Origin of the sequence: Bradyrhizobium sp. WBAH42, from assembly GCF_024585265.1 — a bacterium.
Taxonomy (GTDB): Bacteria; Pseudomonadota; Alphaproteobacteria; order Rhizobiales; family Xanthobacteraceae; genus Bradyrhizobium.
The window spans coordinates 7372132-7386655 of the sequence record NZ_CP036533.1; the positions used below are offsets into that span (position 1 = coordinate 7372132).

A 14524-nucleotide genomic window follows, 5' to 3' on the forward strand; every position below is an offset into this window, starting at 1 on the left:
TAGCAACATTCCTACATAGCTTCCCAAGCGGAGCATGGCCACGGCTTGGAGGCTCAGACGATGGTGACCACCCTGACCAGCCGAGAATTCAATCAAGACACCAGCGGCGCCAAGAAAGCGGCATCGCAAGGACCCGTTTTCATTACAGACCGCGGCCGTCCAGCCCATGTCCTGCTGACCATCGAGGACTACTTGCGCCTCACCGGCGGACACATGAGCCTTGCGGAAGCTCTGGCGCAGACGAACGCGGATTTTGATTTCGATCCGCCTCGCGTGGATGAGGGCATCTTCAGGGCTACTGATCTCGACTGATGTTCCTGCTGGACACCAATGTCATTTCCGAATTGAGGCGACCGGACAAGGCCGACCGGCACGTCGTTGCCTGGGCAGGCGCAATTCCGGCAGCAAACTTCTTCATCTCAGTCATTTCGATTCTCGAGATCGAACTTGGCGCACGCCTGATCGAACGCAGGGACGCAGCGCAAGGTGCCATCTTGCGCAGCTGGATCAACAGCCAGATTCTGGCTCGCTTCGAGGGTCGGATCCTGCCTATCGATACGGCTGTCGTGCAGCGTTGGGCACAACTTCACGTTCCCAACCCGCGCGCCGAACGCGACGCGCTCATTGCTGCAACCGCGCTAGTTCATGGTTTGACGGTTGTTACGCGCAATGTAGAGGATTTCAAACCGACGGGCGTTGCGCTGCTCAACCCGTGGGACGACGCTTAGCCGCTATCTCAGCCGCACCACTGGCGCGGCTTCCGGTGCGGCGTCCTGGCCGTCGGTCGGCGCATCGTCGATATCCGCGCCCTTCGGCATCGCCTCGACCACCTCGATGCCCTTGCTGTGGCAGATGGTGGCGAGGCGCTCGGGCAGCTCCTGGTCGGTGACGAAGGTCTGGATCTGGGTGATGTGGGCGATGCGCACCGGCGCGCTGCGGCGAAGTTTTGTGGAATCGGCGACCAACATGACACTGCGGGCATTGGCGATGATGGCCTGCGCCACCTGCACCTCGCGATAGTCGAAGTCGAGTAGCGCGCCCTCTTCGTCAATCGCGGACGCGCCGATGATGGCGTAGTCGACCTTGAACTGGCCGATCAGCTGCGTCGCGGTCGAGCCGACCACGGCGCCGTCGGCGCGCCGCACCGTGCCGCCGGCGACCACCACCTCGATGCGCGGATGGCGGTAGAGCAGCATGGCGACGTTGAGGTTGTTGGTGATGACGAGCAGGTCCTCATGCGAGGTCAGCGCGCTCGCGACCTCCTCCGTCGTGGTGCCGATGTTGATGAACAGCGAGCAGCCGTTCGGGATCAGCGAGGCGGCGGCCGCCCCAATCGCCTTCTTCTCGTCGGCGGCGACGAAGCGGCGCGCCTCATAGGCGAGATTTTCGACGCCCGAGGCGATGATGGCGCCGCCATGGATACGGGTCAGCGATCTGCGCTCACAGAGATCGTTGAGATCCTTGCGGATGGTCTGCGCCGACACCTCGAAGCGGCGCGCGAGCTCCTCGACCATGACTCGGCCGGAGGCGCGCGCGATGTTGAGGATTTCGGCTTGGCGATGGGTCAGTCCGGTCACGGCAAAGGCCTCACATCAGGATGATGCATGGTGCGGCGGTTCGCGCCTGCGGTCAATGCGGATGCCGATCACGGTTAACGGATGGAGGTTCTCACGACGCCATTTCCTACCACGCCATGACGCTTGCAAGACGTGCGATCAGGTCCGGATCGTCGAACGCGCTGGCGGAGGCGACCGCGCCTGCTCCAATCAGGTCAGCATGGCTGAGGCTGGTGCGAATGCCGACGGTCGGAATGCCGGCGGCGGTTGCGGACTGCACGCCGGTGCGGGAGTCCTCGAATGCGATCGAGCTTTCCGGCCTCGCGCCGACGAAACGCAGCCCTTCCTGGTACGGTAGCGGATGCGGCTTGCCATGCGGCAGCTCGGCGCCGATCACGAGCGCCCTGAAACGATGCGTGATGCCAAGGCCGGAGAGCAGCAGCTCGGCATTGAGACGCGGCGCGTTGGTCACGGCGACCATGGGAATGCCGGCGCCATCGGCGCGGTCGAGCAGCGCCATCAGGCCCGGCAGCGGTGCGATCTGCCCGGCTACCAGGGTGCGGAAGACCTCCTCCTTCTGTTCGAGGATCAAGGCGCGCCGCTCCGGCGCCTCGTGGGGCAGAAAGCGATCGCCGATCGCGACATTGGCGAAGCCCTGCAGCTCGCGGGAGAAACGTGCGTGATCGAAGACGTGTCCGTGCGGGCCGAGCACCTGGTTGAAAGCCTTCAAGTGCAACGGGTCGGTGTCGGCGAGCGTGCCGTCGATGTCGAACAACAACGCCCGGCCCGTTCCATCGTGTTTGGTCTCGATCATTTCCGTACTTTCCCAAATGCGCGACGCATCGATGCGGAAGGCGTATCAATACGGCCTCGATCGCGCAATGACGCATCCACATGACCAGCAGGTGACGCTCGACAAAGCCGCGCGCGACTGCAACACTGGCCACAAGATCAAAAAGGAGGAAACGATGACGATCAACCGACGCGATCTGGCTCTCTCGACTCTCGCCGTCTCCGCGCTTGCGTTCGCGACGCCGGCGCTCGCCGCTTCGGCAGACGAGGAAGCCGTGGCGAAGAGGGTCGATGCCTTCCGCCTCGCCCAGATCGCGGCCGATCCCAAGGCGCTCGGCGCGCTGTGCGCGGAGGAGCTGAGCTACAGCCATTCCAGCGGCAAGGTCGAGGACAAGGCGACATTCATCGCCAACGCGACCGACGGCAAGTCCAAGTTTCTGTCGATCGAATACAAGGATCCCACCATCAAGGTGGTCGGCCCCGCAGCGATCGTGCGTTTCCACTGGCTGGGCGAGCAGGAGATGGCGGCCGATGGGAAAAAAGTATCGACCAACCTTCACATCCTGATGAACTGGCAGAAGCAGGGCGACGAGTGGAAGCTGTTGTCGCGGGCGGCGACGAAGTTGTGATGACTTATTACCCTCTCCCCTTGTGGGAGAGGGTGGCTCGCCGCGCAGCGGCGAGACGGGTGAGGGGTCTCTCTCCGCGAGCCACCCTTCACATGTGAGCTTGCTGAAGCAACCCCTCATCCGGCGCTTTGCGCCACCTTCTCCCACAAGGGGAGAAGGGGCAGCGGTGCGCTCGGCAAAAAATTCCGACCACGCCTCGCGCGTCGAAATCACCGGCGGTAGGTGCTTACGCCGCCTCCTTCACATCGCCGTTCACCAGCCTGCGCGCGGCGCGCTCGGCTTCGCGGGCGTTGCGGAAGAGCTGGCCTTCGAGACGGTTGAAGCGGTGCGACGAGGCGAAGAAGCAGTAGCCTCCAGAAGAACGAACGACGATACCTGCGGTCTGCGAATCGACTTCGATGATGTAGCTGTCCGGCATAGTCCGTGGATTCCTCAGTGCGGGCAAACAACGGTGCTCCTGCCCAAAGGTTCCCTAGGCATTTGCGGCCGTTTCCACCCCGAATCGACACGCAATTGAGTACGCCGGGACCTCATCCGTTTTATGACTGGTTCTTGGCGAAGCCGCGACGAGGTGACTTGCTCGTGCCGCGTTTTGCGGCGCTGCAAAGCTGCAAGATGAGGCAGAGCGCCGCGCGCGATTACGTCGCGATCGGCGGATCGTTTCGCTGGATCGCCTGCGGACGGCCGTGGTCGTCGATCGAGACATAGGTGAAATGACCGTCGGTGACGAGGAACGGATGCAGCTCCTTGCGCCGCAATGCCCAGGCCTCGAGATGCACGGTCAGCGAGGTGCGCCCAACGCGCACGAGATTGGCATAGACCGAGACGAGATCGCCGACATAGACCGCTTTGCGAAAATTCATCGCCTCGATCGCGACCGTCACGGTGCGCGACCGCGCAACCTTCGAGGCGAACACGCCGCCGCCGACGTCCATCTGACTGAGCAGCCAGCCGCCGAAGATGTCGCCGTTGGCATTGGTGTCGGCCGGCATCGCCAGCGTGCGGATGCAGAGATCGCCGCTCGGCCCGGTCGTGGCTTGCTCGTTCATGCCCCTCTCACGCGAGATTGCTCACTTGAAATTGTCCCAGCCCGGATCGGGCGCGAAACGCGCGCCGAATCGTTCAGCCAGCGCGCGAAGAGTGGATACAATGTTTTCGACGCCACGCGTGCGCGCATAGTTCAGCGGACCGCCGCGGAACGGTGCATAACCGGTGCCGAAGATCATGGCGCCGTCGACTGCATCGGCATCGTCGACGATGCCTTCGCGAAGGGCCGCGACGCAGACGTTGGACATCGGCAGCACCAGGCGGTCGATCATCTGGTCAGTGACGCGCGGACCGGTCTGCGGCAACGGCGTCTTCTCCGCCTTGCCGTCCTTCCAGGTGTAAAAACCCTTGCCGGTCTTGCGGCCGAGCTCGCCCTTGGTGACCTTCTCGCGCAGCCAGGCCGGCGTCGGCGGCAGGAGATCGCCGAACTTGGTGCGCAGCATGTCGCCGACGTCGAGGCAGATATCGAGCCCGACCTGATCGGCCAGCTCGATCGGTCCCATCGGCATGCCGAACTGCTCGGCCGCAGCGTCGATCAGGCGTTGGTCCGTCTTCTCGTCCAGCATCACCATCGCTTCCAGCATGTAGGGCGTCAACGCGCGATTGACGAGGAAGCCGGGCGAGCTCTTCACGGCGAGCGGCAGGCGGTCGATGGCGCCGACGAAGGCGAGCGCCTCTTTGAACACTTGCGCATCGTTGCCGTCATGGCTGACGACCTCGACCAATTGCAGCCGCGACACCGGGTTGAAGAAATGCAGGCCGACCAGCCGCTCCGGCCGCGCCAGCGTCGTGCGCAGGTCCTGGAGCGGAATGCTCGAAGTGTTGGTCGCGAGGATCGCGCCGGACTTCATCTGCGGCTCGAGCCCGGCATAGACCTTCTGCTTCAGCTCCAGCTTCTCCGGCACCGCCTCGATGATGAGATCGGCGTTGCGGACGCCCTCGCCGTCCATGTCGGGGATCAGGCGATCTAGCGCGTCGCGCACGTCGGTGGGCTTGCGGATGATCTTGCCGTAGAGGTCGGCCGCGCGTTTGACTGCGCCCGCGATCGGCTCCGGCTTCATGTCGGCGAGCGAGACGCGGAAGCCCTGCCCCGCACACCAGGCCGCGATGTCGCCGCCCATGGCGCCGGCGCCGATGACGTGGACCTGCTTCACCGTGCTAGCGGAGCCTGCCGCCTTCTTCATCTGCTCGCGCAGGAAGAAGACGCGGATCAGGTTCTGCGCGGTCGGCGTAACCATCAGCTTGGCGAACGAGGCCTGCTCGGCCTTCAGCATCGCGGACTTGCTGCCGCCGTGGGTCTCCCAGAGATCGATCAGCGCATAGGGCGCGGGATAATGCTCGCGCGATGCAGCCTTCGCGGCCTCCGCGCGCATGCGCTTGGCCAGCAGGCCGCGCACCGGCCCGAGATTGGCGGCGCGCGTCAGCAGACCGGGCTTGGCCCGCTTCAGACGGCCGAACAGCGCATCCTTCACCGCGCCCTGGACGTGGCGCTCCTGCGTCACGGTGTCGACGAGGCCGAGCGCCTTGGCGCGGCGCGCGTCGATGGTGCGGCCGGTCAGCATCAGCGCCATCGACTGGGTCGGATTGACCAGCGCGGTGAACCGGGCGGTGCCGCCGAGACCAGGATGCAGGCCGAGCATCACCTCCGGGAAGCCGAAACGCGCCCCCTCGATGGCGATGCGCGCCTGGCAGGCCAGCGCCACCTCGAGCCCGCCGCCGAGGCAGAAGCCGTGAATGACCGCGACCGTCGGCAGCTTTAGCGCTTCCAGATGGTCGACCACCGCGTGCGCGGCGCGGATGCGCGTCTCGACCATGTCGGGATCGGACGCGCCGCGGAATTCGTTGACATCCGCGCCGGCAATGAAGCCCGACGGCTTTGCCGAGCGAATGACGAGACCGGCGGGGCGCTCGGTCTCGATCGCCGCGAGCACGGCGTCGAACTCCTCCATCACGTCGGACGAGAGCGTGTTGGCGTTGCCGTCAGCGCGGTCGAACAGCAGCCAGGCGACACCATCCGAATGGCGCGTCAGCTTGAAGTGCTTGTAGGGACCATCCGGTGCGGGCCGCGGCCCGATCTCCAGCACGCGGCCGCCGAGCGCGGTCATGATCTTGGAATCCATGGTCACACCGCCTCGATCAGCATGGCGCCACCGAGCCCGCCGCCGATGCATTCGGTGGCAATTCCGCGCCGCGTGCCGAGCCGCTTCATCGCATTGACGAGATGCAGCACGATGCGATTGCCGGAGGTGCCGACGGGATGGCCGAGCGAAATCGCGCCGCCGTCGACGTTCAGCCTCTCGCGGTCGATCTCGCCGGCGGCACCATCGAGCCGCAATATTTCGCGGCAGAACTTGTCGTCGTTCCAGGCGGCGAGACACCCGAGCACTTGCGTTGCGAAGGCCTCGTTCAGCTCCCAGGTCTCGACGTCCTTGATGGTGAGGTCGTTGCGCTGGAGCAGCGGCGTCACCGACATCACCGGGCCGAGCCCCATGATGCTGGGATCGAGCGCGGCCCAATGGCTGTCGACGATGACGGCTTTCGGCGTCAGCTTGTGCTTTGCCACGGCGGCGTCGGAGGCGAGGATCACCCAGGACGCACCGTCGGTGATCTGGGAGGAATTGCCGGCCGTGACCTGGCCCCACGGCCGCTCGAATACCGGCCGGAGCTTGGCGAGCGTCTCGGCCGTCGAGTCCGGGCGCACGCCGTCGTCGTGGTCGAAGAACTTGCCGTCGCGGGAGAACGCAGTCTCGACCTCGCCCTTCAGATAACCCGCGCTTTGCGCATGCGCGAGCCGGCGATGGCTTTCGGCGGCATAGGCATCCGACTGCGCGCGGGTGATGCCGAAGAGATGGCCGACGACCTCGGCGGTCTGACCCATGTTCAGCTCGGTGACGGGATCAGTCAGGCCGCGCTCGAGGCCGATGATCGGCTTGAGATCGCGCGGCCTCAGCTTGAACGCTGAGGCAACCTTCGCGGCAACGCCCTTGGCAGTGGCAAGACCGGCGAACCAGCGCACGCCGGAATTCGGCCAGACCAGCGGCGCGTGGCTCAAGGCCTCGGTGCCTCCAGCCAAAATCATGTCGGCATGGCCTTCGCGGATATAGCGATAGGCGGTGTCGATCGACTGCATGCCCGAGCCGCAATTGATCTGCACGGTGAAGGCGACCATGTCCTCGCCCATGCCGAGCCGGAGCGCGGCGACGCGGGCCGGGTTCATCTCGTCAGCGATCACGTTGACGCAGCCGAGGATGACCTGGTCGAAGCTATCGGGCGAGAACGGCTGGCGCGCCAGCAGCGGCCGGCCGCACTGCACGGCGAGATCGACCGGCGTGAACGGCCCGGGCCCAGAACGCGCCTTCAGGAACGGCGTCCGGCTGCCGTCGACGATGAATACCGGTCGTGCCATCAGCTCGCCGCCCTCTGCTCACCGAGTTCCTGGAAGAACTGATGCACATTGACGGTTTTCTTGTAAATCGGCGACAGCGCCTCCGGCGCAAAATCGTCGACCTCTATCACTTTTGTGACGGCTTCATGAGCTGCAGCAAGCTGCTCGCCCTCAGCCTGGGTGACCACGCCCTTGCTGACGGCCTCCTTCCAGTCGCGGATATGCGCAGCACGCATGCGCCTGGCGATCGCATCTGTCGCCGCGACCAGCTTAAACGCGCGCTCCAGCCGGGCAAAGCCGCCGTCGTCGTCGACATGAGCGAGATCCGGGGTGAGGCGCTCGCGTGCCGCGGACGGGTCCAGCACGATGGCAGCGCATTGGTGCACGACGCGATCGGACGGGCCGAGCACGCGGGCGCCGAACGGCTGGACCACGAGCTTGAGGAGGCCGGCGACGAAGCGGTTCGGCAAATTGGCCAGGATTTCGGCAAGCCGGTTCTCGATGGTTTTGAGCCCGGTCGCCATGCACCATTCCAGCGCCGCGAAATCCTCCTTCTGCCGCCCCTCGTCCTGCCAGCGCTTCAGCGCGGCCGAGAGCAGGTAGAGCTCGGACAGGATGTCGCCGAAGCGGGCCGACAGCATCTCCTTGCGCTTGAGCGCGCCGCCGAGCGTCAGCAGCGCCATGTCGGCGCAGAACGCAAACGCCGCGGAGTAGCGCGAGAGCTGGCGGTAGAAAGGCGCGGCGTCGCCCGCATCCGGCGCCGGCGCGAAGGCGCCAAAGGTCCAGCTCCGGCCGAAGGCGCGGAACAGGGTCCGGAAGCTGTGGGCGACATGCTTCCAGAACGTCTTGTCGAACGCGCTGAGGCCGCGCTCGCGATCGGTATCGGCGAGCGCATTCATCTCGTCGAGCAGGTAAGGATGGGCACGGATCGCTCCTTGCCCGAACACGATGAGATTGCGGGTCAGGATATTGGCGCCTTCGACCGTGATGCCGACCGGAACGGCCCGATGCAAATTGCCGAGATAGTTTTGCGGACCGTCGATCACGGCCTTGCCGCCATGGATGTCCATGGCGTCATCGACCGCGCTGCGCATCCGCTCGGTCGCATGCAACTTCATGATGCCGGAGATGACGGCGGGATGGACGCCGGCATTGAGCGCCGCGCAGGTCAGCCGGCGCGCCGCATCGAGCTGATAGGCTGTGGCGACGATGCGCGCGAGCGGCTCCTCGACGCCTTCGAACTTGGAGATGGAAATGCCGAACTGCTCGCGGATGCGGGCATAGGCGCCGGTGGTGCGCGCCGCATAGGCGGCGCCGGCCGCCGACAGTGACGGCAGCGAGATGCCGCGGCCGGCGGCGAGCGCGGTCATCAGCATCTTCCAGCCCTGCCCCAGGCGCTCCTTTCCGCCGATGACATAGTCGAGCGGAATGAAGACGTCGCGACCCCAGTTCGGGCCGTTCTGAAAGACCTGCATCGAGGGCAGGTGGCGCTGCCCGATCTCTACGCCGGGCAAGTTCGTCGGGATCAGCGCCACGGTGATGCCGAGCTCTTCCTGGCTCCCGACGAGATGATCGGGATCATAGGCCTTGAAGGCGAGGCCGAGCAGCGTCGCGACCGGACCGAGCGTGATGTAGCGCTTGTGCCAGTTGAGGCGGAGGCCGACGACCTCGCGCCCCTCGAATTCGCCCTTGCAGATGATGCCGCTGTCGACCATCGAGGCGGCATCGGAGCCGGCTTCCGGGCTGGTGAGGCCGAAGCAGGGAATCTCGCGTCCGTCGGCGAGCCGCGGCAGCCAGCGCTGCTGCTGCTCGTGCGTGCCGAAGCGCATCAGGAGCTCGCCGGGGCCGAGCGAGTTCGGCACCATCACGGTGACCGCGGCCGCGATCGAGCGGGTCGAGATCTTGCGTACGACTTCCGAATGCGCGTAGGGCGAGAAGCCGAGGCCGCCGAACTCCTTCGGAATGATCATGCCGAAGAACTTTTCGCGCTTGACGAAGTGCCAGACGTCCTGCGGCAGGTCGCGCGTTTCCCAAAAAATCTTCCACTCGTCGAGCATGGCGCAGAGCTCGTCGACGGGGCCACTCAGGAACGCCCGTTCCTCGTCCGTCAGCCTCGCCTGCGGGACCTTCAGCAGCTTCGACCAATCAGGGTCGCCGGTGAAGAGATCGGCATCCCACCAGACGTCACCCGCCTCCAGCGCCTCGCGCTCGGTGCCGGACATCGCCGGCAGCACGCCGCGCGCCCAGGAGAAGATCGGCTTTGTGATGGTGTCGCGGCGGAAGCTCATGGCGGACCTCATGCATCGGCGCGGTGACAGGTCATTTTAGCGGAAAGTGGCCGGGGTGCGTGAACACTTCGCGGGCAAAAACAAGCGAATTGACGCGGCCGGGCGGCCGCCCAGGCGATAACGGCCGGGGCGTGGGGACAGTTCCGGGAGGGAATTGGGAGCAATGTCTCTCAGCGTCATTCCGGGGCGCGCCTCTTGGCGCGAGCCCGGAATGACGGAGTGACCTAATCCGGCCGGACCATCTCGAACATGTTTTCCGGCTTGATCTCGAAGTAATCGCCGCGCCGGCCGGCGCGGACGATGGGGCGGGCGGCGGCGGTCTGGTAGACGCCGTCCTTGATCAAGGCCTTGTCGATGTGAACGGCGACGACTTCGCCGAGCGTCAGCCAGGCGTCGGCCTCCTTGCCGTCGGCGCCCTTGAGGCGGACGATGTCTGACACCTTGCACTCGAAGGCGACGGGGCTCTCAGCTACCCGCGGCACATTGACGACCTTGCCGGGCACGGCCGTGAGCCCCGCGACCTCGAACTCGTCGACCTCCGGCGCCAGATGCGCCGCGGTCGCGTTCATGTGCTTGGCGAGATCCATCGTGGTGAGATTCCAGACGAACTCGCGGGTCTGCTCCATGTTCGCCACCGTGTCCTTCCAGTTGGTGGAGGAGAAGCCGATGATCGGCGGCACGTAGCAGAACGCGTTGAAGAAGCTGTAGGGCGCGAGGTTGACGTGGCCCCTAGCGTCGCGCGAGGAGATCCAGCCGATCGGCCGCGGCGCGATGATGGCGTTGAAGGGATCGTGCTTGAGGCCGTGGCCCTTGGAGGGCTCGTAGAAGTACAGGTCTTTGTCGGTCACGCTGGCTTTCCCCCGCTCGTCATTGCGAGCGCAGCGAAGCAATCCAGAATCCCTCCGCAGAGACAGTCTGGATTGCTTCGCTGCGCTCGCAATGACGGAGTTTGTTGGTCCGTCATTGCCCGCCACCGGCCCGTCATTCCGGGGCGGGACGGCTTGCTTATAGGAGCAAACGCCCCCGCCCGTCAGTGGCGCGGCGACAGACCCGCGATGACGAAATCGATCATCTGGTCGATGGTCGGGCCCGGCTTGGTGGCGCACTGGGCGATCATCTGGGGGTGGAAGAAGCGGATCATCGCGGTGCATGAGCAGAGCGCAGCCAGTTGCAGGTCCGGCGCCTCGAACTCGCCGGAGGCGACGCCTTGCGCGATCATCTGGCCGATGACGCCGGCGATGCACTCCATATGGGCGACGCAGACGTCCCAGTCCTCCTCCATCGCGATCGCGACCATCTCGTGCAGCTTGTTGTCGCCGACATAGCGCTCGGTGTTCATGCGATTGATGGTGGTGAGCAGCTCGCGGAAGCGCTCCTTGACCGGACCGGGCTTTGCCACGATCCGCTGCGCCTCCAGCTCGACCTCGCCCATCAGGCCCCGCGCCACCGCCTGATGGATCGCCTTCTTCGATTCGAAGAAGCGATACACGTTGGCGGGGCTCATCCTGAGCTCCTTGGCGATGTCGCCGACCGTCGTCTTCTGGTAGCCGATCTGGCGGAACAGCCGCTCGGCCACCTCGAGGATGCGATCCCGGGTGTCGACTTCGATATGTTCCGAAACAAGGGCCATCAGTCAGGACTCGTTGGTCAGCAGTCTTCTCATCTATTCAGCCGCTTCGGCAAGCGGAATTGCGTGCGGGTCATCGCTCCCATGCTGCGGCGCGGCAGGCTGCTCGGGCGTTCCGGCCTCGTCCAGGCTCTTGCGGAACCACAGGGCGTAGAGGCCCGGCAGGTACAGGAGCGTCAGGAAGGTCGCGACGAACAGGCCGCCCATGATGGTGATCGCCATCGGGCCCCAGAAGGCCGAGCGCGACAGCGGTATCATGGCGAGAATGGCGGCGAGCGCCGTCAGCACCACCGGTCGGGCACGACGGACGGTCGCCTCAACGATCGCCTCGCGCCGGGTCAGGCCGTGGCTGACGTCGGTCTCGATCTGGTCGACCAGGATGACCGCGTTGCGCATGATCATGCCGGCGAGCGCGATCAGGCCGAGCAGCGCCACGAAGCCGAACGGGGCGTTAGCGACGTTGAGGCCGAGCGAGGCACCGACGATGCCGAGCGGCGCGGTCAGGAACACCAGGATCAGGCGTGAGAAGCTCTGCAGCTGGATCATCAGCAGCGTCAGCATCACCATGACCATCACCGGGAAGAGGATGAAGATCGAGGCGTTGCCCTTGGCGGATTCCTCGAACGCGCCGCCCGGCTCGATCCGGTAGGCCGGCTCGAGGTGATCCTTGATCGCCTTCAGCTTCGGCGTGATCTGGTTGGTGACGTCGGGCGCCTGCACGCCGTCGACGACGTCGGAGCGCACGGTGATCGCCATGTCGCGGTTGCGCCGCCACATGATCGGCTCCTCGTGGGCATATTCGATTCGAGCGATCTGCTGCAGCGGCACGGCGACGCCATTGCGTGAGGTGATGGTGAGATCGCCGACGCCGCCGAGATCGAGACGCTCGGACGGGATCGCACGGGCGACCACGCCGACCTTCTCGATGCCGTCGCGCACGGTGGTGACCTGCGAGCCCGAGATCAGCATCGCCAGCGCCTGCGAGACGTCCTGCGGGGTCAGGCCCATGGCGCGGGCGCGGTCCTGGTCGACGACGAGCTTCAGGTAAGGCGACTGCTCGTTCCAGTCGAGCTGGACGTCCTTGACGCTCTTGTTCTCCCGCATGACGTCGCGGACCTGGTAGGCGATCTCGCGGACCTTGTTGGCATCCGGGCCGATCACGCGGAACTGGACGGGGAAGCCGACCGGCGGGCCGAAATTGAAGCGGTCGACGCGCACGCGCGCCTCGGTCAGGAAGCCCTCGGCAGCCGCGGTCTCGATCTTGGCCTTGATGCGCTCGCGCGCCTCGACGCCCTTGGCGACGATGACGATCTCGGCAAAGGCCTCGTTCGGAAGCTGCGGGTTGAGGCCGAGCCAGAAGCGCGGCGAGCCCTGGCCGACATAGGCGGTATAGGTCTCGATGTCCTTGTCGTCCTTGAGCAGCGTCTCGGCCTTCTTCACCGCCTTCTCGGTGACGTTGAAGGCGGTCCCCTCGGGCAGGCGCAGCTGCAGGAACAGCTCGGGCCGCTCCGACAGCGGGAAGAACTGCTGCTGGACATGGCCAAAGCCGACGATCGAGGCGACGAAGACGCCGACGGTCGCGACCACCACGGTGATGCGGTGGTTGACGCACCATTGCACGATGGCGCGCAGGCCCCGATACATGCGGGTCTCGTAGACCGCATGCGGATCATGGTTGTGGTGGGCCTTCATTTCGGGCAGCAGCTTGACGCCGATATAGGGCGTGAAGATCACCGCCACGAACCAGGAGGCGACCAGCGCGATCGCCACGATCCAGAAGATGCTGCCGGCATATTCGCCGACCGCGGAATTGGCAAAGCCGATGGGGAGGAAGCCAGCGGCCGTGACCAGCGTCCCCGTGAGCATCGGAAACGCAGTAGATTCCCAGGCAAAGGACGCCGCGCGCATGCGGTCCCAGCCCTGCTCCATCTTCACCACCATCATCTCGACCGCGATGATGGCGTCGTCGACGAGCAGGCCGAGCGCGATGATCAGCGCGCCGAGCGTGATGCGGTGCAGGTCGAGCGACATCGTGTTCATGACGACGAAGACGATGCCGAGCACCAAGGGCACCGACAGCGCGACCACGATGCCGGTGCGCCAGCCGAGCGCCAGGAACGAGACGAACAGGACGATGACGAGCGCTTCCATGAAGGAATGCACGAACTCGCCGACGGCGTGCTCGACCACCTTGGGCTGGTCGGCGATCAGCCTGACGTCGACGCCCTGCGGCACCGCCTTCATGAAGTCGGCCGTCGCCTTCTCGACCTGCTTGCCGAGCTCGAGGATGTTGGCGCCCTTGGCGGTGACGACGCCGATGCCGATGGCGGGCTTGCCTTCCTGGCGCACGACGAAGCTCGGCGGATCGACATAGCCGTGGGTGACGGTGGCGATATCGCCGAGACGGAACACGCGGCCGTTGCTCTCGACCGGCGTTTCGGCGACGGCCTTGGCACCGTCGAGCGCGCCGGTGACGCGCAGCGGCACGCGCTGCGAGGAGGTTTCGACCGTGCCGGCCGGGGTCACGTTGTTCTGCTTGGCGAGCGAATCGAACAGGGCCTGCGGCGTGATGCCGAGCGTGGCGAGCTTGGCATGACTGAACTCGACGAAGATGCGCTCATCCTGGTTGCCGTAGACGTCGACCTTGGTGACGCCGGGCACCTTGAGCAGGCGCTGGCGAAAGCCTTCGGAGACCTTCTTGAGCTGGGCATAGTCGGCGCCGTCGCCGGTCATCATGTAGAGGATGGAATCGACGTCGGAGAACTCGTCGTTGACGACGGGCCCGAGGATCCCTGCGGGCAGCTGGCCCTGCACGTCGACCAGCTTCTTGCGCAGGAGATAGAAGAGGTACGGCACGTCCTTCGGCGGCGTCGAATCGCGGAAGGTGACCTGGAGCGCGGTGAAGGCGGGCTTGGAATAGGTCTGCACCTTCTCGAAATACGGCAGCTCCTGGATCTTCTTCTCGATGGGATCGGCGACCTGGGTCTGCATTTCCTGCGCGGTCGCGCCGGGCCAGATCACGGAGACGTTGACCACCTTCACCGTGAAGAACGGGTCCTCGGCACGCCCGAGCTTCTCGTAGGAGAAGAAGCCGGCGACGCCGAGCACGAGCATCAGGAAGAGCACCAGCGTCGGATGGCTGACGGCCCAGGCCGAAAGGTTGAAGCGCTTCATCGCACTCTCCGAAAGACGATCCAGTT

At 65.3% G+C, this 14524-nt stretch carries 13 protein-coding genes; 3 read left to right on the forward strand and 10 right to left on the reverse strand.

What is annotated here, in order from left to right:
• Window positions 1–60: 60 nt before the first annotated feature.
• The gene (locus DCG74_RS34705; RefSeq protein ID WP_172785861.1) at window positions 61–312 is read left to right on the forward strand and encodes a type II toxin-antitoxin system prevent-host-death family antitoxin; all 252 of its coding nucleotides are present in this window, start codon (window positions 61–63) and stop codon (window positions 310–312) included.
• Window positions 312–728: a type II toxin-antitoxin system VapC family toxin gene (locus tag DCG74_RS34710; RefSeq protein WP_172785860.1), complete on the forward strand. Its 417-nt coding sequence runs from the start codon at window positions 312–314 to the stop codon at window positions 726–728. The genes DCG74_RS34705 and DCG74_RS34710 overlap by 1 nt, the downstream gene beginning before the upstream one ends.
• A 3-nt stretch (window positions 729–731) precedes the next feature.
• Here DCG74_RS34710 and DCG74_RS34715 read toward each other — a convergent pair whose 3' ends face one another.
• On the reverse strand, window positions 732–1577 hold the full coding sequence (locus tag DCG74_RS34715) for a DeoR/GlpR family DNA-binding transcription regulator (RefSeq protein WP_172785859.1): 846 nt from the start codon (window positions 1575–1577) through the stop codon (window positions 732–734).
• Window positions 1578–1683: 106 nt separating this feature from the next.
• On the reverse strand, window positions 1684–2370 hold the full coding sequence (locus DCG74_RS34720; RefSeq protein ID WP_172785858.1) for an HAD family phosphatase: 687 nt from the start codon (window positions 2368–2370) through the stop codon (window positions 1684–1686).
• A 154-nt stretch (window positions 2371–2524) separates the two neighbouring features.
• On the opposite strand from DCG74_RS34720, the gene DCG74_RS34725 reads away from it, so the two are divergent.
• Window positions 2525–2977: a nuclear transport factor 2 family protein gene (locus tag DCG74_RS34725; RefSeq protein ID WP_172785960.1), complete on the forward strand. Its 453-nt coding sequence runs from the start codon at window positions 2525–2527 to the stop codon at window positions 2975–2977.
• Between the two features lie 226 nt (window positions 2978–3203).
• On the opposite strand, the gene DCG74_RS34730 is transcribed toward DCG74_RS34725, so the two are convergent.
• From DCG74_RS34730 to DCG74_RS34765, 8 genes are all read right to left on the reverse strand, one after another.
• The gene (locus DCG74_RS34730; RefSeq protein ID WP_036013862.1) at window positions 3204–3395 is read right to left on the reverse strand and encodes a hypothetical protein; all 192 of its coding nucleotides are present in this window, start codon (window positions 3393–3395) and stop codon (window positions 3204–3206) included.
• 220 nt (window positions 3396–3615) lie between these two features.
• Window positions 3616–4026, reverse strand: a complete 411-nt coding sequence (locus tag DCG74_RS34735) for an acyl-CoA thioesterase (RefSeq protein ID WP_027577195.1) — start codon at window positions 4024–4026, stop codon at window positions 3616–3618.
• 21 nt (window positions 4027–4047) lie between these two features.
• The gene (locus DCG74_RS34740; protein ID WP_172785857.1) at window positions 4048–6144 is read right to left on the reverse strand and encodes a 3-hydroxyacyl-CoA dehydrogenase NAD-binding domain-containing protein; all 2097 of its coding nucleotides are present in this window, start codon (window positions 6142–6144) and stop codon (window positions 4048–4050) included.
• Between the two features lie 2 nt (window positions 6145–6146).
• Entirely contained in the window at window positions 6147–7430 is a 1284-nt protein-coding gene (locus DCG74_RS34745; RefSeq protein ID WP_172785856.1) for an acetyl-CoA C-acetyltransferase, read from the reverse strand.
• A complete protein-coding gene (locus DCG74_RS34750) occupies window positions 7430–9697 on the reverse strand; it encodes an acyl-CoA dehydrogenase (RefSeq protein WP_172785855.1) in 2268 nt (755 codons plus the stop codon). The genes DCG74_RS34745 and DCG74_RS34750 overlap by 1 nt, the downstream gene beginning before the upstream one ends.
• A 224-nt stretch (window positions 9698–9921) precedes the next feature.
• A complete protein-coding gene (locus DCG74_RS34755; RefSeq protein ID WP_172785854.1) occupies window positions 9922–10545 on the reverse strand; it encodes a flavin reductase family protein in 624 nt (207 codons plus the stop codon).
• 182 nt (window positions 10546–10727) lie between these two features.
• Complete coding sequence (locus DCG74_RS34760) at window positions 10728–11327, reverse strand: TetR/AcrR family transcriptional regulator (RefSeq protein WP_172785853.1); 600 nt, start codon at window positions 11325–11327, stop codon at window positions 10728–10730.
• Window positions 11328–11360: 33 nt separating this feature from the next.
• Complete coding sequence (locus tag DCG74_RS34765; RefSeq protein ID WP_172785852.1) at window positions 11361–14498, reverse strand: efflux RND transporter permease subunit; 3138 nt, start codon at window positions 14496–14498, stop codon at window positions 11361–11363.
• Window positions 14499–14524 lie beyond the last annotated feature (26 nt).